This window comes from Trichodesmium erythraeum IMS101 (assembly GCF_000014265.1).
GTDB lineage: Bacteria > Cyanobacteriota > Cyanobacteriia > Cyanobacteriales > Microcoleaceae > Trichodesmium > Trichodesmium erythraeum.
On record NC_008312.1, the window covers coordinates 1633041 to 1658985 of the forward strand.

At 34.1% G+C, this 25945-nt stretch carries 15 protein-coding genes and 5 pseudogenes; 6 read left to right on the plus strand and 14 right to left on the minus strand.

Going from position 1 to position 25945, the window contains the following annotated elements:
• Positions 1 to 171 precede the first annotated feature (171 nt).
• Positions 172 to 1851 carry an AarF/UbiB family protein gene (locus TERY_RS04855; RefSeq protein WP_011610801.1) on the plus strand — a complete coding sequence of 560 codons (1680 nt, stop codon included), beginning with the start codon at positions 172 to 174 and terminating at the stop codon, positions 1849 to 1851.
• Positions 1852 to 2295: 444 nt separating this feature from the next.
• Positions 2296 to 3174: pseudogene (locus TERY_RS29825) on the plus strand (IS630 family transposase).
• Between the two features lie 83 nt (positions 3175 to 3257).
• On the opposite strand, the gene TERY_RS04870 reads toward TERY_RS29825, so the two are convergent.
• The 11 genes and pseudogenes from TERY_RS04870 to TERY_RS04915 all read right to left on the minus strand — a co-directional run bounded on the left by TERY_RS04870 (position 3258) and on the right by TERY_RS04915 (position 15316).
• Positions 3258 to 3611, minus strand: a complete 354-nt coding sequence (locus TERY_RS04870) for a DUF1257 domain-containing protein (protein WP_011610804.1) — start codon at positions 3609 to 3611, stop codon at positions 3258 to 3260.
• 156 nt (positions 3612 to 3767) lie between these two features.
• Positions 3768 to 5288, minus strand: a complete 1521-nt coding sequence (locus TERY_RS04875; RefSeq protein ID WP_011610805.1) for a stress-responsive protein Ycf46 — start codon at positions 5286 to 5288, stop codon at positions 3768 to 3770.
• A gap of 152 nt (positions 5289 to 5440) precedes the next feature.
• Positions 5441 to 5791, minus strand: coding sequence for a hypothetical protein (locus tag TERY_RS04880; protein ID WP_011610806.1), 351 nt, complete (start codon positions 5789 to 5791; stop codon positions 5441 to 5443).
• A 385-nt stretch (positions 5792 to 6176) separates the two neighbouring features.
• Positions 6177 to 6851 (minus strand): annotated as a pseudogene (locus TERY_RS29830) (IS1 family transposase); the annotation flags it as partial.
• Between the two features lie 2409 nt (positions 6852 to 9260).
• Positions 9261 to 10330, minus strand: a pseudogene (locus tag TERY_RS29840) (transposase).
• Between the two features lie 411 nt (positions 10331 to 10741).
• Positions 10742 to 11322: pseudogene (locus tag TERY_RS36240) on the minus strand (transposase); the annotation flags it as partial.
• Positions 11323 to 11559: 237 nt separating this feature from the next.
• Positions 11560 to 12192 (minus strand): transposase family protein, encoded by a 633-nt coding sequence (locus TERY_RS34520; protein ID WP_011610808.1) that lies wholly within the window; start codon positions 12190 to 12192, stop codon positions 11560 to 11562.
• Entirely contained in the window at positions 12122 to 12292 is a 171-nt protein-coding gene (locus TERY_RS34525; RefSeq protein ID WP_370497150.1) for a helix-turn-helix domain-containing protein, read from the minus strand. The genes TERY_RS34520 and TERY_RS34525 overlap by 71 nt, the downstream gene beginning before the upstream one ends.
• The gene (locus TERY_RS36245; protein ID WP_011610809.1) at positions 12289 to 12444 is read right to left on the minus strand and encodes a hypothetical protein; all 156 of its coding nucleotides are present in this window, start codon (positions 12442 to 12444) and stop codon (positions 12289 to 12291) included. Before TERY_RS36245 ends, TERY_RS34525 begins: the two co-directional genes overlap by 4 nt.
• 1026 nt (positions 12445 to 13470) lie before the next feature.
• Positions 13471 to 13989, minus strand: a pseudogene (locus tag TERY_RS36250) (IS630 family transposase); the annotation flags it as partial.
• Between the two features lie 610 nt (positions 13990 to 14599).
• Positions 14600 to 15316 (minus strand): glycerophosphodiester phosphodiesterase family protein, encoded by a 717-nt coding sequence (locus TERY_RS04915; RefSeq protein ID WP_011610810.1) that lies wholly within the window; start codon positions 15314 to 15316, stop codon positions 14600 to 14602.
• A gap of 84 nt (positions 15317 to 15400) precedes the next feature.
• Here TERY_RS04915 and TERY_RS24750 point away from each other — a divergent pair, with 84 nt between their 5' ends.
• Both TERY_RS24750 and TERY_RS04925 read left to right on the plus strand, forming a co-directional pair.
• Positions 15401 to 16669, plus strand: coding sequence for an S-layer homology domain-containing protein (locus TERY_RS24750; protein ID WP_011610811.1), 1269 nt, complete (start codon positions 15401 to 15403; stop codon positions 16667 to 16669).
• A 1255-nt stretch (positions 16670 to 17924) separates the two neighbouring features.
• Positions 17925 to 18119: a hypothetical protein gene (locus TERY_RS04925; RefSeq protein WP_044136434.1), complete on the plus strand. Its 195-nt coding sequence runs from the start codon at positions 17925 to 17927 to the stop codon at positions 18117 to 18119.
• 609 nt (positions 18120 to 18728) lie between these two features.
• Here TERY_RS04925 and TERY_RS32350 read toward each other — a convergent pair.
• Entirely contained in the window at positions 18729 to 18872 is a 144-nt protein-coding gene (locus tag TERY_RS32350) for a hypothetical protein (protein WP_155994313.1), read from the minus strand.
• A gap of 336 nt (positions 18873 to 19208) precedes the next feature.
• Between TERY_RS32350 and TERY_RS04930 the strand changes: the two genes are divergently transcribed.
• Complete coding sequence (locus tag TERY_RS04930) at positions 19209 to 20933, plus strand: bicarbonate transporter BicA (protein WP_011610814.1); 1725 nt, start codon at positions 19209 to 19211, stop codon at positions 20931 to 20933.
• An 85-nt stretch (positions 20934 to 21018) separates the two neighbouring features.
• Here TERY_RS04930 and TERY_RS04935 read toward each other — a convergent pair whose 3' ends face one another.
• The gene (locus TERY_RS04935) at positions 21019 to 22671 is read right to left on the minus strand and encodes a SulP family inorganic anion transporter (RefSeq protein WP_011610815.1); all 1653 of its coding nucleotides are present in this window, start codon (positions 22669 to 22671) and stop codon (positions 21019 to 21021) included.
• Between the two features lie 210 nt (positions 22672 to 22881).
• On the opposite strand from TERY_RS04935, the gene TERY_RS04940 reads away from it, so the two are divergent.
• Entirely contained in the window at positions 22882 to 23172 is a 291-nt protein-coding gene (locus TERY_RS04940; protein ID WP_011610816.1) for a helix-turn-helix domain-containing protein, read from the plus strand.
• A gap of 465 nt (positions 23173 to 23637) precedes the next feature.
• On the opposite strand, the gene TERY_RS24755 is transcribed toward TERY_RS04940, so the two are convergent.
• Positions 23638 to 23844 (minus strand): transposase, encoded by a 207-nt coding sequence (locus TERY_RS24755; protein WP_052845749.1) that lies wholly within the window; start codon positions 23842 to 23844, stop codon positions 23638 to 23640.
• Positions 23845 to 25945: the final 2101 nt, after the last annotated feature.

Here is a 25945-nt window from a genome sequence, read left to right on the forward strand (position 1 = left end):
TTAAGCAAAAGATTTTAAAGATTTATGGAATATCTCTAATTTAGTTTACTAATTATTATAACTGTCATCTAGAGAATAATATTAGTAGTTATGTCAAGTATGTCAAGTTACAATTAACTAAAACTACAACATATATGTCGTTTCTTACAATAGATTTATATAGTTCTTTGTATGCTCACTAAAAATTCTTCTAAGTCCCGACCTTGGCAACGCGCTCAATATTCTCCCTTAACCAGACAAATAGATGTTTTTAGTGCGGCGGGAAAATTTTTTTTCTTTTTATGGTGGGATAATTTATTTCAAAATAAATCTTCAACTCTCAGGAGGCGTCGGGCTGAATGGTTAGTCAAAACTATGATAAATTTAGGTCCAACTTTTATTAAAATAGGCCAATCTTTATCTACACGAGCTGATATATTGCCGAAGGAATATGTGGAAGAATTAGGAAAATTACAAGACCAGGTGCCTCCTTTTGAAACTACGGAGGCGATCGCTATTATTGAGTCGGAACTTGGCAACTCTCTTTATTCTTTGTATCGAGATTTTAAGGAATTTCCTATCGCTGCAGCAAGTCTTGGACAAGTACATAAAGCTAATTTACAAACTGGTGAGGAAGTTGTGGTTAAAATACAACGTCCTGGGTTAAAAGTTTTATTTGACTTGGATGTGAAAGCTCTCAAAAATGTTATCCGTTTTTGTAAAAGGTATTTTGCTTGGGCTAAGAAGTATGATTTAGATGTTATTTACTATGATTTTTTTACAATTTTATATCAAGAAATTGATTATGTTAATGAGGGAAAAAATGCTGACCGCTTTCGCGACAATTTTCAAGGATATCCTGATATAGTAGTGCCTCGTGTTTATTGGACTCACACTACAGAAAAAGTTATAACTCTTGAGTATTTACCGGGAATTAAAATTAATGATCGTAGGGAAATGGAAGCTTATAATCTTAATCCGAAGCTAATTAATCAAATAGGAGTTTGTTGTTATTTAAAGCAGTTATTGTTAGATGGTTTTTTTCAAGCTGACCCTCATCCAGGAAATTTAGCAGTTAGTTCAGATGGCAAAGTTATTTTTTATGATTTTGGGATGATGGCTGAGGTCAAATCTTTAACTAAAGATCAAATGATTAAAACTTTTTTTGCTGTATTAAAAAAAGATGTTGAACAGGTTTTAAATGCTTTAATTACTATTGGTTTAATTGTACCAATGTCTAATATGATGCCTGTGAGAAGATTACTTGATTTTTTATTGGAAAATTTTACTGATAAACCTGTCAATTTTTATGATTTTGATCAAATTAAGGAAGAACTTTATGTATTGTTTGAAGAACAACCATTTCGTCTCCCCTCTCAAATGACTTTTATTCTTAAGTCACTTACTACTTTGGATGGTATTGCTAGAGAACTTGATCCTGATTATAGTTTAGTTAGTTGTTCTCAACCTTTTGTTAAAAGTATAACTTTTTCTAAAGGTAAAGGTAGAGTTGTTGGTGAGTTAGCTAAACAGACTACAGATTTTATTAAGTATAAATTACGGCAACCTAGTAAAAGTGAAGTTTTAATCCGTCAATTCCAAACAAAAATTGAAGATGGTGAAATTCAGTTTCGGGTACGTTCTATTGAACATGATCGGTTATTGAAACGGATTAATTTAGCTTTGAAAGTTTTGATTTTTACTGGTTTTACTGGTTTTACTTTTTTATCGGGATCTGTTTTACTGACTGGAGGTTATATTAAAGCTGCAATTATTATTTTTGTTTTATCGGTATTGGGATTTATATTCCTATTAAAGTTAGGGTTTCAGTTATCTATTAAAGAAAAATTAGATAAAATAGCAGAAAAATAAATTACTACTAAATTACTACAGTGATCGCCTCATTTTTTCTATTACTTTTTTTGGTTGAATAAAAAGTATTATGTAGGGGCAAACTTACCATGATCTATAAATTTTATTATAGTTATTTTGAAGATGCTAACCTCATTTTCCCTTTTTTTCTTGGAGCTTCAAAGAATAAAAACTTGTGTCATTGCTCACAAGTTATCTCATACTAAGTAATAACATTTTGAAACAATAATGTTACAAATGATTAAGAGCGATCGCGTAAATTTATTTATCTATATCTGGAATACTATAGTCTTACGCATTAAGGTTAGGACATTGACTATGATAGATAAAACTCAAAAATTTATCGAAAATTTATTTATCTATATCTGGAATACTATAGTCTTACGCATTAAGGTTAGGACATTGACTATGATAGATAAAACTCAAAAATTTATCGAAGACTCCATGCCAGCACCATTAGACTATGATCTTCGAACCAAAGCAATTGAAGCAGTAAAAAGAGGAGAGAAAAAACTTCATGTTGCTCAAATGCTTAATATTAGTCGTAATACTTTAGATTTACGGTTAAACAGCAGAATTAGAGACAGGGACTTATGAAGCGCTCCCTAACAAAGGAAGACCACAGAAAATTAAAAATGAAAAACAATTTCGACAATTTATCATAGAGAATAAAAATAAAACTCAACAACAAATAGCATAACTATGGGGGGATAATATAACTCGACAAAATATTAGTTATTTTTGTCAAAAAATAGAAATTACTCGAAAAAAAAACCTACGGATATGAAGGAAGAGACGAGGAAGAAAGACAAAAATTTAGGGAAAAGTTATCAAAAGTAGAAAAAAATCAACTTGTTTATATTGATGAAGCAGGTTTTGATAATCATACTGGTTTATCCTTATGGATATAGTCCTAAAGGGGAAAAATGTTTAGGGTTAAAGTCAGGAAAAAAAAGAGAAAGAACAAGTTGGATAGGGGCATTAAGAGAAAAAAAATTATTTGCCCCCTTAACTTTTGCAGGTTGGTGTAATCCTTATTTATTTGAGTATTGGTTGGAGTTTTGTCTAATTCCTCAATTGAATGTAGGAGACGTTATTATGGTTGATAATGGGAGTTTTCACAAAGGGGAAAATATCAGAAAGATGGTAGAGGAAGCAGGTTATGAAATGTGGTATTTACCAGCTTATTCTCCAGATTTGAACAAAATTGAAAACTGGTAGGCAGTTTGAAAAACATGGATGAAGCAATTATTAAAGGAGTTTGAGACGGTCTCCAATTGTGTCGATGCAGCCTTCAAAAACTGCCCTAATGTTTTTGCGTAAGACTATAGCTCAGTCAAAATAGCTAAAAAAAACGGGTTAACCCGATTTTGGTTAACCCGCAAACTTGGGAACACGCAAATAAATTACTTTTGCACTACCAATTTGACATTAGCGTTTTGTAGACCACGTTGCTTAACAGTAGCTAAGGTTTTGTTAACGGCATACTTTTGGTTGATGGAATTAATTAACTCAGTTTGATTGTGCTTCTTAGCAACACCCCACAAATCAGCGATTAGATCAAAAGAACCATCACTGTTGCGAGACCAGCCTAAATCATATTCGCCTTCTAGAACAGCAACGATATCGGAACGTACACGTTGGCCATTGTATCCACGAACATCAGCATTAGTTTTAACTGTAACTCCCAAATCACCCAAGGAAGCTTTTAAGATTTCAGCGTCAGTTATCTTAGTACGTAATGTGCTGAAGTGAGACATTTGGGTTTCCTCCTAAATTTATAATTAAAACAGAAACAACAACGGTGCTTTATCGAACAGTACCACAAATAATAATTAATGTGGTTTTTTTAGAAACTGCTAGCAACTTTATTCAGTTTACTAGCCTTTACTCCTGTTTGTACCAGGAGAAAGCTTTTAGAACTCCAGTCTTTGATACTCGGCAACTGAAGATGCAGCAGGCCGCGCACGTTGTCTAGCCCAATCTCTTAGAGCAGTAACTTGCTCTGTCATGGTCTTCGATAACGGTAGTGTAGATTTAATTGCGGCAATAATATCTAGCTGTGTAAATTCTCTATCTTGAGCAAATGCTTCATACATAGCAGCAATTATGGCTTGCTCTATTTCTGCACCTGAAAAGCCATCGGATACATTAGATAGTTGATCCAGATCGAAGCGTTCAATATCTCGACGTCTTTTTATTAGGTGAATTTGGAAAATATCTTGGCGTTCTTCTTTGTTTGGTAAGTCTACAAAGAAAATTTCATCAAACCTACCTTTTCTCAAAAACTCTCCTGGTAGACGTTCTACCCGGTTGGCAGTTGCCATAACAAACACTGGAGAAGTTTTTTCCTGCATCCAAGTTAGGAATGAGCCAAATATCCGACTAGAAGTACCTCCATCAGAATCAGCTGAACCTGTACTACCTGCAAAGGCTTTATCTAACTCATCTATAAATAAAATAGCAGGTGAAATTGATTCAGCTGTTCTGAGAGCATTTCGCAAGTTAGCCTCTGAGCGTCCTACCATTGAACCATCGTATACACGTCCCATATCTAATCGCAATAAAGGTAGACCCCATAGACCAGATGTAGTTTTTGCTATCAGAGACTTGCCACATCCAGGTATTCCTAGAATCAACATTCCCTTTGGTTGAGGTAGTCCATATTCTCGGGCACGCTCTGTAAAGGCATCAGAACGTTGCCTTAACCAATGTTTCAACTCCTCTAGACCACCTACAGCATTTATAGTTTCGTCCTTTTCGATGTATTCTAGTATACCGTTGCGCCTGATGAGCTGTTTTTTCTCAGAAAGTACAATGTCAACTTCCTTTTCAGTTAGGCGTCCTGCTGTTACTTGAGCTTTACGATATACTTTTTCGGCTTCATCTTTTGTCAAACCCAGAGCTGCTTTTAGTAGTTTTTCTCTTGTTTCTGTAGAAATACGTCGGTTTTTAGCAGAATCTAATTGTCCTGAGAGAACTTGATTTAATTCTTTCATATCTGGCAATGGAAAGTCAAGGACAACTACTTCCTTTTCTAATTCTATGGGTACATTTTGCACAGGAGACATTAATATAATTGTCTTTTTTGTACCTTTAAAACTAGCTATCGCATCTCTTAACCACCTAGTAACTGGTGGTGAATCGATAAAAGGATGTAAATCCTTGAATACATATATTCCAGCGCCAGTGTTAGGATCTCGCTGCCTAATTACCCACTCTATAGCTGACTCGGGCGAGACTGTATTGTGCTGAGTCGTATTTTTGCTCTGATCATAGTCTGTAATACCGTGAGTCACTGTCCAAACAAATACTTTGCGCTGTAGTTTTCTCTGAGCTAATGCTAAAATTGCCTGCTCTGACCGCTCTTCCTCGGAGGTTACGAGGTAGATCAAAGGATATTGAGCTTCGATTAGAATATTGAGTTCTTCTTTCATAGTCCTTGACCTAGTAGAGACGGTACAAAGTTTACAGTGGCTGAATTAAGATTTTCCTTTTTTTCCCTACCAGATTATGAATTCTAAGAGACTTATTATAAATTATCTCTCTTAATTAGTCATCATATCTAGATTTTTGCTACAGCTTAGTGTTAGCAGGGAACTAACTCTTGTTCTCCCGGTTGAACCTCAGACTTTTCTATTTCTGGGGCTTGCTTAACGGGAATATTTTCGTCTACCAATACGTTTGGCTGATTTTTTATGGATACCAGTTCTCCTTCTCGGACTATAAGTGAGCTTGTACACTCTGGACAACTGTATACCCGGTGGGTCTGTCCATATCTTGAACTTGAGTCATCAATTACTTCTGGGTTTTCTAGATAGAAAAGAATCGCCCTTTCTGCTATTGATGACATTGGTTCCGAGTCAACTGCAGCCCTTATTTTGAGCTTACGATGCAGTTCTGGTTGAATATATAGTGTAACTTTTTGCTTATCTTGCATATTACAGTCAACTTGTTTACCCGGGTATATTCTTTACATTAACGGCTCTTTTCGGGAATGTCAAGCCATTAAACCGCTTTAACTCTACTATTGTAATATTTCTTTACATTTATACTCTATAACTAACCCTAAATAAAGGCTGTATTATCTACTGTGTAAAACTTACAGATTTTTTTATCAATTATATTTATTGAATAGTAAGGAGTAGGAAATAAGGAGTTAGGAGTTAGAAGTAAGAATTGGCCTTTGATTTTTCTAGTTTTGTGTGGCCAAAATCGCATTACAGTTCTAGGGATTCTAGGGACTTAAAACCTGGCATTTTTTTTACAAATATTTTTGTTGAATAAAATATTGGGCGTTGCTGAATCAAGGGATAAATTCTATTGGGAAGAGGTACATCCCAAAACTTAAGATAGTTAACTAGTAGTTTGATAGAATGATTGAGCATCTTTATTAACTTGGAATAACATAGTGTTTTGCCTTGTTTTAGGAGCTAAATAATGCCTCAGATATGTATTTTATCCCTCAAGTCAAGTCATGTAGGTCTTGCTCACAATCTGATCGCCATCGGGAATATATTAGGGGGTAGACTTTCAACACATCAGTAACATAGAAGAAGGAATACCTAAGTATGACTATCTGCCACAGAGGTTCAAAAGTATCGGCGCTATGATCTCCTATGACCCAAGCTAAGATACCCTCTTGGAAGTAATTAACTGCTCTCCTGTGCTAGATTTTCTTTATTTTTCAACTGACCAGACAAAAGTTTGCAGTTTTTCAAGTTCCCCAACTTCAGGAGTTTCTTTAGGGTCTAAGGCATCTAGTAACTGTGCTCCCACCAACTTGACCCATAGAATCACGGTAGTATGGTAAATCCCTGTTACTCTATCTATTCCCCGAAAGCCCATACCAGAACGCGTACATTTTTAAGCAGATTTGACGAGTATTTTTACTATATCTTGGTTGTGGTTGAGTTTGAGGATGAGATACTTGCTTCACGGTCACAATTGATACAAATGTGGTTTTGCCTCTCACATCTTTTACCATTAGATCCGAATATGTTTGAAAAGGATTAAGTGACATAGAATGGAAGTTATTTGAAGATATTTTTCCTATTTCACCAAAAAAAATAGGTAAATATATAGTATACCTCATGCTCCCCGTACAATATGTACAATCATACTCTTCTCTACATAATATTAATAACAGGTTGTCGTTGGTGTGATGTACCACCTTGAGAGATTTGTGCCTCCAAGAGTTCAGTACACAGATGGCTGAAGCGTTGGGAAGAAGATGGAACTCTCAAATACCTACAAGGACGAATTTTAGGAATTGCAGAAAACTAAGGACTAATCAATTGGAGCTACACAGCCGTGGTCGGCTTTTTTTCCTCTGGTCAGGGTAGAGGAGAGGATGTAGCTTACGGCCATGAAGGGAAGGGGATTTTAATTCATACCTTGAGGGAAGGTGCAGGGATTACCAGTAGCTAACTGTACTACCGCCGCTAATGGCAATGAAAGAGAACAGCTAATTCCCTTAATTGATAGTACTAAGTGTGAAAACTTAAAAACGGGGCCGTCCACGTAAGCGATTCCAAGTCATTGCCACTGAGAAAGGATATGATTGTCAACGAGAAAGACAAGCAATGTATCGAAGAGGGATTAGACCTCAACTGCCCAAACGACTTGGGAAAGGCAAAAAGAAACCAGGACGAGGGATAAAAATTTTTGTACCTCGTTTTAAACAAGAGGGTTGTTTTGCCTGATATCAACGTAAATATTGTCGCCTAGTTGTACGATGGGAGCTTATTTCTGCTTGTTTTAGTACTTTTATAGTGATCGCCACTATACTTATGTGGATTAATCGCATTTTATTAGTGGAATAGGTTTGTCTGTGATATTTATAATTTCTTGAAAAGCTTGTATTGCAAGTACATCATAAAAATATTGATTTGTCAATAAAATTTTAGATGAGTTTACCCTGATTTCTGCTATTTTCCAATAATGAGTTTTTATACTCTTACTAGATGGTTTTACCAGTATCTTAAATCCTTGTTTGTTGACTTAACTTTTCATTACCATTAAGTGAATCCTAGGAAGTCCCGGGTTTATTTCCTTTATATTCCTCCAAGGTATGGGCAATTTTAGTTTTTTCTGGTTTTACTTCTCATCCTATCTGGGTTAGCCATTCCTGTATTACGGCTTTTGCTTGTAACACTACTTTGAGGTTTTTGTGTAAGATAACTTTGTTATCAGCATAGCGTATGAAGGATAATGCCTTTTTCTAATTTTGCGTTACTCCAGGTAAGGTATTCGGCCAATTTATTTAAGCATTTTTCTATCCCGTATCGTATAGGGCAATGTTTGCACTTTAGGGGAATAATTACCGCTCCCTATGGTTTACCTTCTACAGTCTTTGAGAACTTTTTACTGTCGAATACCCCAGATTTAACCATTGTTTGATTATAGTGGTTTTCACAAATATAGACTAAAGTAACAACAGTGAGTAAACCAGTTGCGTAACATTTTAGGAGTAACTAAATCCATCAAAGTAGCGATCGCCTGTTCTAATTGTTCACTAGTTGTGGCTAATTTTTTTTAAATGGTCTTTAAGGCTTAGGAGATAGATAAATTAATCTTGCCCCCACAGCTTCAATAGCTTCAGAGGTACCTTTAACCTTATGAGCTGGCAAATTATCTCCAACCACAACTGCTCTGGGGCCATAATTCAGGGACTAGTAGTTCTGCCATAAAAGTTTTAAATACCTTGCCACTGGTTCAATACATTGATGGTCATAGTTTTGAGGACTTGTTTGAAAATGATTGCTCCGATGAGGTTAATCATTTGACCATGAAGATAGGGTGCTACACTGTTTTTTTTGCGAGGAGGGTTTGTATCCTTGTAAGAAACGACTCATTGTAGGAATGCTCACTTTAATAACTGTATCTGTTGCGAATTTTTGACACAGTTGTTCTAGGGTTAAATCCTTGTTTAGCTCTAATTATTCTAGAGTTTTGTGCTTATATGGCTCAAGTTTTCCTGTTTGAGAATGGCCAATAAGTATTAGTTCTAGAGTATTTTCCTTCCGATAAGGTGAAATTACTCTTGTAATCAAGCTTAAACTAACTCGAAAACCCTGGGCGATAAGTCTATAGATACTTTCACCTTCAGTATATATTTCTAAGATTTTTTCTCTCAAGTCTATAGAAAGAATATGGTTTCATCTGGCCGCTCGTTAGTTTTTTCTATTTGCTAAAATTGTTGTCTACTTTTGTGAAAAACGCCATAAATACATATTTTTCTACCTTCTTCCAGTTGATCTTTTTCTATTTAATCAGGACTTACGCAAAGACACTATATATAGCGCATGACAACTTCGACGAACTTCACTATAGTCATGTGCGTTAGCGGAGCTTTGCGTTAGCAATCGCCTAACTATTTTGACTCAAAAAACCTTGAGTTTTTCAAGTCAAATAACTTTCATTTTAATTGAAGGATTTTTCAATTGATCGGTTAGATATTTTGATAATAATTCATGCTTAACTTGATAAATACTTTTGCCTATTTTAGTAGCAAATCTTTTTAATAAGTTCCACACTAACATTGCACAAACAATATGATTTTTCTGAATTATTCGCAGACGACACTGACAAAATCTTAAACCTGTTAACTGACAAAATCTTAAACCTGTTAATTGCTTAATTTCTCTATTAAATTCTTCGATTTTCCATCTAGTTTGAGATTCAAACTCTACATCATAAGAGTGATGATTGAGTCAAGTCATTAGTGACAATATATTCTGCTGAAGTTGGCAGATACACCTAATCCAAAATATTTTCACCTTTTGGCAGAGTGGAAACCCTTTAATTAGAATTATTTTTCCTGACTTTTTTTCAGCTTCATTCCAATTTAAATCTTGAACTTTTTTGTATTTTTCTGCACCTCGTGTATCATCAACGCGCGCGATTACTTTTTAAAGGACAGTAGTAAATTTTTCCTAAGTTATCTATTAATCCCATTAATCTTTGTGTTGCATACCCAAATCCATTAATACTGTTTTAAATGGTATTTTCTTATTATTTATGGCATTAAGTATCATTTCTTCAACACTCTTCTATTTTTGTTTTCTTGTCAGTATCTGGGTCATAAATTCTATAATCTATAATCCATAATTGTTCATTTTGGGGATTAAAATATACACAATTAACTATTCCAAGACCCACGAACTTCGCAGCTGATAGAACGCAAACAACTTGATGAACCTATACCACTATATTGTCGTCGTGTAAGTTCAATATTATATCCATACTTTTTATTAATTACTGTGTCATCAAAAATTAAATAAGCTTCTGTATCACCAAACAAATTCTTCTTGAACATTTCGCCATAAATCTTCTGAATTTAAAGACTCTGCTCTTAAATAGTGATTTATTGTATCATGGCTAATATTTTCACTCTGGATTTGCGGCGTAGCGTTATAGTAAAATTTGTGTGAGATTTAAGTAAATATTGACAGTAGTCAACAAAATTAAAATTCATATTTTTGAACTAATATAATCCTGTCATTATCATCTAATAATTAAAGCTTTTTAGCAAGTTAATTTAACCTAATTGTAACTTTGTTTAAAGATACATTAAAAGTAATATCTATCTGAAAAAAAACTAATTATAGTATGGAGAATTTTATATCGACAGTACGCTATATATAGCGTACTTGCGTAAGTCCCGTTAATGTTTGGGTTAACACTGGCCTGGGTGGGTATATCATAGTTATCCCATACGACTGGACGCTCTACAGCTAAAATGGTTCATTAGAATCCCCCGCTAAAAGTTACTATTGCTATTAAAGAGCGATCCCTCTTTAATAGAAAGTCAAAAACAGGTAAACGCTCTTTAATAGACAGCTAAAAACAGACAATTACTAACAATAGATAATCAAAAACAGGGGATTTATCCCTGTTCGGGAGCTTCAAACAGAGGATAAAGATGTTGCAATTTGACTCTGGCATCCTCAGTGGAGAAATGCCAAGTGACCTTACTAGCAGTTTGATTATGCTCTTAATTGCATGCTTCTAACTCTTTGTGTAACTCCTCAGTAGTAGGAATATGTCTGTCTAAACACTGTTTACTTAAAATTATCAGTTCAATCTCGGCCACATTTAACCAAATGCTATTACCGGGAGTATGATAGATTTCTAAACGTCTAGCTAAGTGATGAGCTTCGGGAGCAGGAAATGCTTCATACAACGAAGCAATGTTATGAGTGTTCAGATGATCACAAACTAACTTGATTTTTCCAGCTTGGGGATAATTTATATCTAAAAGTTGACGAACTTCACTTGCCTAATCTATAGGAGTATGACTATCCTAATGGCTCACTCTTCGCCATCCTCTGTTCGGGTCAAAAAACATGAATAAAGCTTGTACTCCTTCACTAGTATAATGATAGTCCTGTTTTTTTGTCTTGATGGGGTTTCATTTCTAATGGGTGGGTATAGATGTCTTTGTAACTGTATTGCAGCTTCATCCACCAAACAGCAAGAAAGAAATATTTAAAGATAGCAAAAAAAAGATGACCAACTCCTAAGGGAATAGACATCTCCAAAAATACCCACTTCCCTTACTGTGACTATTTTTAAAGGAATTAGCGCCTAATCCCCCAGATAGTCATTTTTTACATACTTTATGGTGTTAGAGATAGTTACTGTTTATTATTCACCATATTGAGCTGTTGTTTTTGTTATCTTCTTTTCTACATACAGTAGGGTTCATGCTAATATTAATGCTCCTATTCTTAGTCTGACTAAACCACATATTGTTAAAATTACCTTTTCATAATTATATTCTTTTAATCTGAACCTTTCTCTAACTATTCCAAATATTTTGAGCAACCTAATAACATGTTCCACAAAGATTCTCTTTTTAGCTAATTTCAAGTTATTTTCTTTCATTTTTGGTGACATTTCTTGTTTTCTAGGCTTTTTTTTTGGTGTTATAGTTCTCTCTGCTCCTTGATACCCTTTATCTCCCTGAAATTTTTGTTCTTTATCAAATTTTGAAAGTTGTTTTATGAGTAAATTTACATCGCTTTCTGGACCTCTTTTTCCCACATTCACATCTACTATTTCTGTACCTTTTTCTGTCGTTATTATTTGGTTTTTTAATGTATGGTTTTTCTTTTTTCCAGAGTAATATTTTTTCTGTTTATCATCAGAGTATGGCCTATATATGCTTTGTTCTGTACTATCTACAATTAATTCTTGTTCTGTTAAAATTTCTTGTATCCATAAATATTCGTCTTCTTTTTTTTGAAATTGTTCTAACAAGCTACTAGGCAGTAACTCTTGTAATATATCTATCCAAAGCCTGAAAAATATTATTTGCTGTTGATGAGCTGACACCAAAGTATATTCCTAGTATTTGGAATGTGGGGAAATGGCGTAAATAGTATAAAGTTAAGATGATTTCTTCCTCGAGTTTTAAGCTTTTTTTTCTGACTATAGTCTTTTTTCTTGACTAGCGATCGCCTGTCTTTTTTTTAATGCAAGTCTTTGAGCATTTCCTAATATTTTTTTAAATTGCTCATTGGTAATCCCAATAACTCTTTTTATTTCTTTTGGGTGGTTATTAATATATTCTAATATCTGAGTCATTAGTATATAGTTTTTACAAATTTTTCATGACAATTATACCTTAATTTTTATTTTGGAGATGTCTAATGAGGAAAGCCATCAAAAAACAACTGAAATATGTAAGTAAACACTTAAGCACTCAAAAAGCTGTTAATTGAGAATGGTGCCCGTCATGAAAATTTGAGTACTAGATAATATAAAACATTGTTGAATTTCCGTGAAATTTAGCATTAACAATAATTGATGTGGGATAACAAAAAACAACGAATAGATGAGATAATAATAATTTTAAATCAATCTTATGTCCGTACAATACTAAGAGTAAAAAGGGTAAAAAACACAGAATTTGGAGCTAAAATATCTGCAATTTGTATAGATGGATATATATTTTTACATAGAATAATTTAGGTTGAATATAACAAATCTCAATATTTAAAAGCTCAAGTTGAATAGGAAAAACTACATAGTTGATTACCAACAATTAGTTCATGTAGAACAAATTTACCTAACATTAGAAAACCAAAAATTATGTGTTGAATAGTAGAAAAACTAGATAGGTTATTACCAATAGTTAGTTTATACAGACCAAATTTACCTAACATTAGAAAAGCAAAAATTATGTAAAGAAAAAGGTATTATAATCATTGGTTTATGAGGGAATACCGTCCAAAAATATTGATAAATAACAGAAAAAATAAGCTCAGGAGCGATGAAAGATTAGGTCACCATATTGAAGGTAAATTTGGCCGGATGCAAAAGAGGATTTAGTTATAAAAAGTAATTATTAAACTTTATAAAACTTCCACAACTGCAATCGCAATTACTTTTTTTACTTTCTTAGTAATCAACCTTTATACCCTGTTAAAAGGGGCTTTGTATCTTTTTTTATAGTTTTTTTGTCTGGGTATTTTTAATAACTTCAACTTTTTTTTGAATAAATGATGATAATTTTTGATGATCATCAATTTTTTATTTGAATAAAAATCAACCGTTTTCAGACTTTTTCAGTAAACCCTAATGAAAGGTTGATTATGGTTGTTAATTAAAGTAAAGGTCTAAGATTACTTCCATTTGAGATACAAATCTTGCCAAATCTCTTTCGGGGATACAAAACCTCTGAGTTTTCCAAGGCCATAATTGTCTTTTTTTAAAGTATATCTTACAGTTTCACGAGAAATTTCGGTGACAATTTGTCCCTGTTGGAGTTCTGAAGTTAATAATCTGATGCTTCAGTAGGCTCTGCCTTGGGGTAGGTCAGAGCCTCCTGAAGCAATAATTTGTGCTTGAGTTGTCCCATCTACTTTCGGGGGTGTGGGTGGAGTGCTTCGAGGGTATCAATTAAGAGCAGGTTTTTATCCTTTGCTGAGGAATCTTTAGCAAACCTGTATCACTTTGTTTCTATATACATTTAAAGTTTCTACTATTTCTTCATCTGTCAAGATGCTCGTGGTCTTTTTTGCTTTGTAACACATTAGCAAAATTCGAGGGTGTAGAATTTTTTTTAGCTGGTGCATGGCCATTTCTAGGGATTCTTTCTAGATTATCCTTCTGTTTTACCGTCAGAATTACTTGCTCATGCCAACCTCTCCCATAGTATTATTATCCATTGCTGCCCATATTTAATAGAGCATTTTAGCTATGGAGTGTCTAGATCCCTATTTTAGAGTCTCTATTGAATAGTTTTGACGAAGCACATAAGGTAGCTATATCGCCTGTTTTTGACTGTCTATGAAAGAGCGTTCGCCTATTTTTGACTGTCTATGAAAGAGCGATCGCTCTTTCTAGGTAAAAGTAGCTTTTAGCGGGGGATTCTAATGCACCATTTTACCTGTGTTAGTCCCACTATAAGGTAATAGAGGCCCATTTGCTTAACTCCACAACTAGTAATGGTTTTAACTATTATAGATTCTCATCCAATTCTAGTAACGTCAAGACACCAATAGGGAATTGGCTATTTCAGTCCCGATTTTTCTTTCACCCTATGTTGATTAATTACATTAATTTTCTCTAGGACCTGGCGGACGCAGTTTTTTTTGAAAGTTTTCTTTAGGATCAATGTCATGTTTTATATGCTTTAGATGTAGGAATTTTAATTTGGTGTTTAATTTATATCTAACTAATTGATGAACTGTCCGAAAGCCAAGAATAGGAAAAATTAAAAAATAATAGCTAAATATTAATTACTATCAAATAACTTCAAAGCTAAATCTGGCCTGTCTGTAATTAATGCAAATATTCCTTTCTTAATAATTTTAGACATTAATTTTTCATCATTAATCGTCCAAACATAGATATTCTTATTAAGAATTTTCATCCGCCACACAAAACCTAATTTTATTAATTGATAATTAGGAGAAACAAAATCAGCTTTAGTTAGAAGTAAACGAAATTCTGGAAAAATTTCTGATAATCGAGTAAGGATGAAATTTTGGGGATTCCCCAGTCCTAGTAATAGACCAGTTGTAATTTTGTTATCAGTTTTTTTAAGGGTGATAATCGCAGTATCAATAAAAGATTTAATGACATAATCTTGATAATCTAAATATTTTTTAACTAAATTAACTATCTCCAATTCATATCCGGCTTCTTTCAATTCAATATCAAGTTTAATTTTCCTCTGACACAGCTTAAGTACATCTTCTACTAATGGCACATCAAAACCTTTTTTCTGTGAAATATTTAAAAGTTGTTGATAAGTCAAATCCCTAAGTTTTATCCCATCAATTGATTCATCATGAAAGGCAACCAATAAATTATCCTGAGTTTTTCTAACATCAAACTCTACCATTGAAACACCTAACTCAATAGCTTTAGCAAAAGATGCTAAAGTATTTTCAAATTTTACCAAGCCAGATGCACCGCGATGAGCAATAATTAATGGTTTAGTAGTCATTTTATTTGATTTTTGTGATACTCAACTTTTTAATTCCTAATATTTAGTTTAATCTAGATGTAGCGCTATATAAATAGAGTAACCATGACAGATACACCGACAAAACTACCATCACAGCTAAGGCCAGTAAAACCTGATGAGTGGATTGCAATATTTGTAGCTTTAGGGACTTTTGGCAGCATATTTTTCTGGGCAACGACTGGAGAAAAGAATGGATTTAATCTACTTTCTAAACCCATGCTTTCTACACCTCTATCTGAAAGTTTTGGTAGTTCCAATATTGCTTCTGGGAAGTCAATATTTAGCTTAGACATACCTCAACTTAAGACTTCGACTGGTAAGTCAGGATCAAATTTTGAAGAGAGCTCTCAAAATCCTGAAGAATTAGGAACAAGTCTGGATACTTTGACTTCTATGACTGATCCTGTTGAGGATGATGAACCAAATCTTCAGAGTTTAGATCAAGTCAAGACTGAGACGAAGACAATACCTAAATTGTTTGAAGTGCTAAAAAAAATTAATCAAAAAGCTGCTCCGCCAGTTGCTGATAATTTGGGAATATTAGACAGTGGAAAGATATTATCTAAATCTCCACCTACTATATCATCGGAAGTTACAGATGATCTAATAACAACTGCTCCTCTACCTGTAGCACCTTCTATTCCTACTCCAACAACAGAGTTACCCCAAGAAAAGGAAACTTCTTTGCCTTCAACAGCATTACCCTCTCCTGATATATCTTCTAGTAGCACGGTTAAATTTTCTGATGTTCCTAATAGTTTTTGGGCAAGTAGTTTTATTCAATCTTTGGTAGAACAGGATTTTATTGCTCAGATTAATAATGATCAGTTTGAGCCAGACAAACCTGTAACACGAGCTGAATTTGCTGCTCAAATTGCCAAAGTATTTGAGGAAAAATCAGCTAAAAAATCTGTTGTATATAAAGATATCAAAGGAGATTCAACAGCTCAAAGTGAAATTCAAACATCTACTAAATCTGGTTTTTTAAGTGGGTATCCAGGGGATGTTTTTCGCCCAGAAGAAAAAGTATCAAGGTTGCAGGTGTTAGTTTCTTTAGCTAGTGGCTTAAGTCTAGAAATTCCATCTGATCCTGATAGTGTTTTAAGTGTTTACAAAGACACAACAGAAATACCTGATTGGGCTAAAGAAAAAGTAGCTGCTGCAACTGCTGCTGAATTAGTAGTGAGCCATCCAGATGTAAAAATGCTGAATCCAAATCAACCTGCTACTCGTGCTGAAGTTGCAGCAGTTTTTTATCAAGCGTTGGTAAAATTAGGGCAGGTAGAAAAGATTTCATCTGAGTATATTGTGAATCCGAAAAAGGAGAATTAGCTCTCTTTTTTGATGATAACTTGTTCCCTAAATAATTAATTTATTACAACCCGGTTTCTTCTGGAAACTGGGTTTTTAATCTCACAAATATTAGCTATTAATCTTCTTCTTAGTATTTTGATATGTTTCAAGGGTGAAAATGTTAAGCAATTTTTAGGGGTAAGGGAAATACATACCTATTGCTAAAAATGGCTCAAAGCAAAGTAGATACAGCTTTCCGTTGTTATAAGGTACAGCTACGCGAGCACATTGCCTAGCGTACTAAATGATTTTCACTATTTACTTTGTACATCATTTGCCCGAAATCTGCTGTATGTTAGAGACTATTTGTAAAAAAAAGCTCAAGATAGCCATAAAAAAGTATTGAAGGTAGGAAAATAAAAAATAATGATCACTGTCAAATAAATGTCGTGAAAATGTGAAAATTTTTAGACAGAGCTCTAAGGGCTCGCCAGTGGGAACTACTCGAACCTATGCTACTGAAACACCTCTCAACCAGGGCTAAAACTAAATGCTAATCTCACAGAAGTAGTAAATAGTATATTCTATATCCTTTACTCTAGTTTTTATTGGCGTTCTTTGCTGTAGAAGCTACCACCTTGGCAAACTGTATCAACAAAATTTTGTAAATGGCACGGATATGGTGTTTAGGAAGAAATCAATCATACTCTAGGGCGAGAGACAAGAGTCCAAGAAGCAAGACATCAAGAATTTACTGTAAATGAGTTGGGGCTGAGTCTAGTTATAGATGAGCGAAGTTTGCTATGGCGATCACAGATTTGATTTCAGCAGCAGTTGAAATAGTCAAGGGTAATACTCAAGAATTTGAAGTCTTATCTAAAGGAAGTGATACGGCTAACGCCACCCTCCGCGAACATAAATAATAGTTGCCACAGCAGGAATATTCTATAGTCTGAGAAATGCGATCGTGTACATCTTCAAAAAAGCTTAATCCTAGCTTACGAGTGGTAGCAACCAGGGACATAAAAGTATCCCAAGATGCAGTCTCCTCTATCGTCTGAGTTCTATAACTGATATGGCTTTAAGTCAATATAGCTCAAGCGGATAAAGGCATCTGGTTATTATGGAATGGCAATTGGGGATGCTCCAACACCAACAGCAACTGTAAAATGAAGGGTAACAGTTAATCGTTTTGGTTCTACCAAAGATAAGTTCTCATTACAAGCACTTACACAGGTTTTTTCCTCATTTTGACATAGATACCAGAGAATTCGTCTAGACTGTGATTGCCATTATGAACTACTTACAAAAGTGGGTTTTGAGTAATTACCGAACTCAATGGCAGCTTGGAAAACATACATACAACATTCTCCTGTTAGGAATTGCTGATCACGGTTTGGCAATTATCATAATTTGGGAGATTTTGCCGAAAAAAGGAAATTCCCAAACTACTGAACGAATAGGAGAAATTTGCTTTCCTATTAGGTAAGGGGTGAGTAGCATACTTAACAGTAGGTATAGAATTTCTAGGTAAACAATGATTTAAATATCTTTCGTTTAATTGGGGGTTTCCCATCAGCATTGGTCACACAGACTTAATTGGTGATAGAGGCCGATATTTACCTTTAAGGGTGATTTTTAGGAGTTTAGCCGTTGTTGAAGTCAGAAGTTTCCTCAAATGCCAGAACGTTTGGGGAATCTGAATATATGTATCAGCCTTAAAATTTGAATCACAAGAACTATTGATACTAGTTAGCGTTGGCAGAGAATGGTGACGGCAGCTATATCGCCCCGGGGAAAGTGCGATTCACGATTATGGTTGTTGCTGGAAGATTGAAACGTTGTTTGGTTGCCTTCAAAGTAGAGGTTTTGACCTTAAGTCAAGTCACATAACTGAACCAAAATGTCTAACTAAAACGATATTTTTATTAACTTTAGCACTGTGTTGGGCATATCACGTATATGTTTGGTTAGATGAGTATTGTCCTCTACTCATCAAAAAATATGGGGGTAAAGCTCAAAGTTTTTTCCCTATTGTCTAGTCTAGAGTTTTGGCGTATATATATTCTTCAAGATATCTAGCCAAATAGATGATTTTCTAGGATGTTAAAATTTTTGTCCTGTACTTAGGTCCTTGTCTTGTACTGTTAATATCAGCAACTATTATCTCAAAGCGATCGAGCTGTTCAAAGATTTCTTGACAAGTGGCTAATAATTCTCTACCAACGCTTATTAAGTACAATTGCTTATCAATTTGCTCGAATTGCTTGACTTGAGCAGAGACAGTGGGTTAAGTAATAAAAACTCTTCAGTAGTTTTACTAAGGCTGCCGTGACAAGCCACTGTCTGGAACACTCTTAACTAATATAAAGTTGCCTGAATCAAGGACTTTTCCTCCTGTAATAAGAAAAATAAAGAAAATATTAATATTGATATAAGTAATTGCAAACTCTTAAGTATTGCATTTACTATCAATTTTTATAACAATCGTGCCATATATGATAGTCAATGTTATATATGAATAATATCGACTAAATTCAATAAACAAATTACTTGAACTTATTCATCAAATCAAGCTATGGCTACGCAAGTTTTCAATAAAATACATTTCAGAAACCTTCAGGGCGACATTTTCGGTGGCTTAACTGCTGCCGTGATTGCTCTTCCAATGGCACTTGCCTTCGGTGTTGCTTCAGGTGCAGGTCCTGCTGCTGGCTTATATGGTTCTGTATTAGTGGGTTTGTTTGCAGCACTGTTTGGTGGTACTCCTACTCTAATTTCTGAACCTACTGGACCAATGACGGTGGTAATGACTGCAGTGATTGCGAACTTAACTGCTACTAACCCAGAAAACGGCATGACAATGGCATTTACAGTGGTAATGCTAGCTGGTTTATTCCAAATCAGTTTTGGTTTCTTAAAGCTGGGTAAATATATTACCATGATGCCTTATAATGTTATATCTGGTTTCATGTCAGGCATTGGTCTTATCCTAATTATCCTGCAAATAGGTCCTTTTCTCGGACAAGCTAGTCCCAAGGGCGGTGTAATTGCTACTATTGAGAATCTTCCTCAACTTCTAAATAATATTAATCCCATAGAAACAGGTTTAGCAGTTCTTACAGTAGTTATCCTGTTTTCTATGCCAACTAAACTCAAGAAAATTTTTCCAGCACCATTGGTAGCATTAGTAATAGGAACAATAATTTCTATTGTATTTTTCTCAGATATTGATATTCGTCGTATTGGTGAAATTCCTAGTGGTCTTCCTAGCTTACAACTACCTTACTTTACTGCCGGTCAGTTACAGTTAATGGTAGTTGATGCTATAGTATTAGCAATGCTGGGTTGTATTGATGCTCTTCTTACTTCTGTGGTAGCTGACAGTTTAACTCGTACTCAACACGACTCTGATAAAGAATTAATTGGTCAAGGTTTAGGGAACCTAGCTTCTGGTTTATTTGGCGGTATTCCAGGTGCTGGTGCGACTATGGGTACTGTAGTCAATATTAATACAGGAGCTCGCACTGCTCTATCTAGTATCACCCGTGCTGTCATTTTAATGGTTGTAGTTTTGGGAGCTGCCAGTTTAACAGCACAAATCCCAATGGCTGTTTTGGCAGGTATTGCCTTCCAGGTAGGCATTAAGATTATTGACTGGGGATTCCTCAAGCGTGCTCATCGCATTTCCTGGAAGTCGGCGATCATTATGTACGCTGTTATTGGTTTAACTGTATTTGTTGACTTGATTACTGCTGTAGGTATTGGGGTATTTATCGCTAATGTTTTGACTATTGATCGCCTGACTCAGCTAAAATCTGAAGATGTTAAAGCTATTACTGATGCTGATGATGCGATCATTTTAGACAATGATGAAAAAGAATTACTAGATCGTGCTGAAGGTCGAATTTTACTGTTTCATTTAAGTGGTCCCATGATATTTGGTATTTCTAAAGCCATCTCTCGACAGCACACACATTTAAATAATTATGAAGTTTTGATTGTAGACTTGAGCGAAGTACCTCACATGGGTGTAACTTCAGCTCTAGCAATAGAAAATGTAATTCAGGAAACTATTGATACAGGTCGTAATGTATTCCTAGTTGGTGCTGCAGGAAGTGTCAAACTCCGATTAGAAAAATTAGGAGTTTTAAATATTGTACCTTCAGAAAATATGTTGATGGATCGCAAGCAAGCATTGGTTAAAGCTGTGGCCTTAGTTACTTCTGATGTTAATATTAATGATCCTATTCAGAACGGAGCTAAGGGTATTCAATCTGGGATTGATAATATTATCAAATAAGTAATACCAAATCCGCTTGCAAGTTGAGTATTAGCGGATTTGATCTAAAAAAATTTGATAATTGTTGACAAACAACCTCTAGGTATTAAATTTTTCGTTCAACCAGGAGGTTAAGTGTCTGTTGCAAAGCCTTGATGCGTGTTCCTACTAGGTTCTGTCGAGGTACAAAGTTCCATATCTTTAACTTTCCCAGTCTAGTTTTAACTCCACCAGATGCACCTACAATAAACACCTCACGATGTTTTCGACTTGCTTCTGTAACCATATTTTCAAGAGCAAGGGACATAGTAATTCCAAGGTAGGAAACATCGCTGAGGTCAAGAATAAGAACATCATACTGTTGTACCATCCCCATGTGTCTAGAGAGAGCCTTGGCAGCCCCAAAACTCATTGGTCCACCAAGATGTAATAGAAGAAGATGACCCCGACATTCCTTAAGTAGTTGTTTTTCTTGATCCCGTAAAGGAATTTCATCATTCGGTTCAACTATAGCCTTAATATCATTAATTTGCATATCACTAAGACGTTTGACAGTCAAGAGATTTGCAATAAATATACCAACTGCGACTGCAGTAACTAGATTAACGAATACAGTCAGTATCAATACGCTGTACATAATGCCAGCAGCTTTGAGTGATAAATTATGTGCTCGTTTGAGAAATCCCCAGTCAATAATATCAACTCCGACTTTGAGTAAGATACCTGCGAGGATAGCTTGAGGAATTGCTTCAGTCAACTTTCCAGCCCACAAAAGGATAAGTAATAGAATAATAGAATGGACAATACCCGATAAGGGAGTTTTTCCACCAGCATGAACGTTAACAACAGTCCGCATTGTTGCTCCCGCTCCTGGTAGTCCACCAAATAATCCAGACATTATATTTCCAATTCCTTGACCAATTAATTCGTGATCGGAGTCATGATTGCTTCGGGTAATGTTATCAGCAACCAGAGAGGTGAGTAGGGAGTCAATAGACCCTAGGGTTCCTAGTACCAAACCATCCACAAGCATATTTTGTAGTTGATTGAAGGTAAATACTGGTAAGTGTAGCTTGGGCAAACCAGTAGGGATTTCTCCAATAAGTATAAGATTACTGTCTGACAAGAAGAATACCGAAATCAAAGTTCCAGTTAATAATGCTAACAATGGAGACGGTATAATCGCAGTTACTTTACGTGGTGTGAATAAAAGAATTACTATTGTGAGAATTCCTAACCCTACTGCAGCGGGATTAAGATTAATTAAAAATTCTGGGATTTTCTTGATAGATTGAGCTACACTAGCAGAGGCCGGATGACCGAGAAACGGGCCGATTTGAATGATGATAATAATTACACCGACTCCGGACATAAATCCTGAGATTACAGCGTAGGGAATTAGGACAATATATTTTCCTAGCTGAAGAACCCCAAAAAGTATCTGGAATATTCCGCCGAGCATGACAACGGTAAATGCCATCTCCAGACCGGCATCTGGGTTATCAGCGAGCAGAGTGGTAAAAACCGTTGCCATGAGTACGGTCATAGGACCAGTCGGACCGGTAATCTGTGAGGGTGTACCTCCACAAAGAGCAGCAAAAAAGCCAACAAAAATGGCACCGTAGAGACCTGTGATTGCTCCAGCACCGGAAGATACCCCGAATGCTAAAGCTAGAGGTAGTGCAACAATTGCCGCAGTCAGACCACCCAATAAATCACCGCGCAGGTTATTGAAATGTAAACTGTTAACAAGTTGCATGAGTAATTTTATCTATTTTTATATTTTTCTAGTTAGTATATTAAATCCTAAATCTGAAAATATGCTACTCCCTTTCTGTTAGAAAATTACTTATTATGTAATATATGTTATTACATAATAGGTAATAAGGGATGAATCATGATTAAATCTTTAGGGAATAAAACTTTTAGGTTAGGCGATCGCTAATTAAATTTAGAATCGTGGCCATAATTGTACTACAGGTGTCAACAAGAATATTTAAGGAAAAGATTATTGGCAATTAAATACTTGTATGAAAGAAAAACTAGAACAGAAGTATCAGATTTATTAAATTGTCATTCTCAAACTTTATCTACTTGGATAGATAAATTTTTAGAAGGAGGATTAAAGAATTTACTAGAACTAATGACTCACCAAGTATCATCAAGATTAAATATAGAGCAGAAACAGGAATTAAAAATAATGATACTGGAAGAATTACCCAGAGATTATGTGGTAGATAGAAACAAATGGAGCTGGTAAAATTATTAGTAATGTTATTGAATTAAGATGGGGAGTAAAACTGAAAATAATCGAGAATATATGAAATTTTAAAGAAACTAAATTTATCAGCTCAAAAAGCCCATAGAAATTATGCTAATGCCAGCCAAGAACAGCAAAAAACATTTTTTTTAAGTCTAAAAAAAATTGGCATCATATTTGTACTTTAGCTTAGCTAGATTAAAGTGTACATAACTACCAATAATTGTTTTGGTAAATATTCTTTTTGGGGGTTTGTATTATAGTTTTTGCTGTAATTCAGTGTTTAAGATCGCGATCGCTAAATTGAACCATTCTATATGGATAAAGGTTTTATCGTTTTGCTGCTCTAATTGGCCTTTATAACATTTATACTACATAATTGGTAATCTTCTAGCAGGAAAGGAGTAGTCATAGCGACATCACTGCTTAGGTTATTACAGCTACTGTTTCCATCTCTCCTGTTGCTTAATTGACACCTAGATATAACTTGCCCTTACCTAGACCATGCTGCCTAATTTTCCACTTTCCCCCACCATAGACTTTGACTACCGTAGAGTCTACTAACAGGTGTATTGCTTTGCTCCCAATGGTACTACTGACATTAGTATGTCCATTTTTTTTGATTCGACGGGATACAGTAGTGTAATTTTGTATAGATAAATCTAGTTCCATGGCTGGTAGATATAGATTATAAAAAGCCCTCTTGTTGCTTGTAGTCCTGGCTAAGTATAAATAGATTTTAGTATTACCATTAATTCAATGGCGACATTACTGTACGTGTTAGATACTCTTAATAGTGCAGTTTTGCTTGAATTCAAACACTTTTCTATCACCTAGGGGAGATAGCTAAAATTTTAGGTTTCCTGTCTATTTTAAGAACACATAATATTTAGATTAGTTATTCACCCAGTAGTTAAATTTGGACTGAATATAGACTTACTAATGTTTACTTCGTGGAGTAGCTTTTAATCAAGTTATCCTTTCTAAGTATACCTCATATCTCATACTAATGGATATGATATTTTTTATGTTTCCTATGCCTTAAAATTAAAAAAAATTGTACACTTTAGACAGGTTAAAAAGCCTATAAGAGATTTGTCGTAAAATTAAAAGAAAATTATAATTTATGAGTAACATCAATTTGAGCTAATTTATTGTCATAAATATAGCAATCCTATTTTTACATTCTGCAGAATATTGCCACTTTTTGTCAATATAAATTGGCTTAATAGGCAAGAGTTTTGGAATTTATTTCTAGTCTAGTTTTTGAATTTTTACAACCTAATTTAGAATTGCTATATACTATTCAGTTTTGATTATTTTTATCCTTAGGGAATGAAAAGCTAGCTGAAAGCTATATAGAGCATTAATTTTGCTATCGGTAACTGAAAAATGCTTCAACATTAAAAAATGTTTATTGAGAATTGATGAGGGTAAGGCGCGAGAAATACACCCCCTACCCTAGAATAATTATTTATTTATTATAAACAACTTTTAAAACAGTTAAAAATATGATAAAAATGGTTGATAATTACAAACAAAAAAGAATCAAAAGTGAATATATTGAGCGTTATTCAAGACCTTATATAAAAAAATTAAGTTCATTTCAACTAATAACATTATAAATATTATTTATTATATTTAATTGACCGATATAAAGCTGTACAAATATCAAAGCTAATCAATTATTGTTTTCGAGCATAACAGAGAAAGTAAAATAAAAAATATACCAATTTTTTTAACTATTTAATTGCTTTATTTGTCAATTTATATCTTCAATTTTTCATATGATTTGAAACTCAAACTCAGAGGGCATAAGTGTGATGATTGGCTTAAGTCATTACTTGCAATATATTCTCCTGAAGTTGGAATAAAAATTTTCTCATAAGGAGTTTTACTTTTTGCTCCCGAAGGAATTCCTTTAATCTTAATTATTTTGCCTGATATTTTATCTGACTCAACCCAATTTAACTATTCAATATTTTTATATTTTTCTACATTGTTAGTATCATCAACGTACTAGATTTATTTTTAATGGAAATAATAAATTTTTCTTAAGTTATCTCTCAATGCCATTAACCTTTTTTTTAAATACCAACTATCCATTAATACAGTTGTAAATAGTATTTTTTTTGTTTATAGCTATATTCAATAATTTATTTAACATAGTCTCTCCTCAGGTTTTTTTCAGCATCTAGGTCATCAATGCCATTACTAATAATCTATAATTATTATCTTTGAGGATAAAAATAGACACAGCTAATTACTCCTATACCTAAATTAATTAATATTAATTACTACTATATTGTCTGCCGAAAAGTACCTCTTTCAGAGAAGCGACCCTCTCAATCAGGGAGCAAGTTTTTTGTTAATAATTATGTCATCAAAATCAGATATCCTTCTGTTTCGGTCACAATTTTTTTTGACATTTTGTCATAAATATAGAAAGCTTAAAGTTACTATTTTGAAATAATGATTATTGCATCATGGCTAATCTTTTAGATTGGAGTTTTCTGATTTTTTTATAGTATAGTTAGCTTAAAAAAAATCAGCAAATAAGTATTGACAGTAATCAATATAGTTAAAATTAATATTCTCTATATTTAGATATTTTTTTATTGTTTAATAATTAGATTTTTCATTTAATTTATTCAATAAAATTAAACCATATTTTTCATAATTTTTTCTATAATTACTACTTAAAATAACTGGTATTAAAGATAGTTTCTATTCAGAAAAAAAAGGGGCCATAATTGAAAATACTCAACCCCAG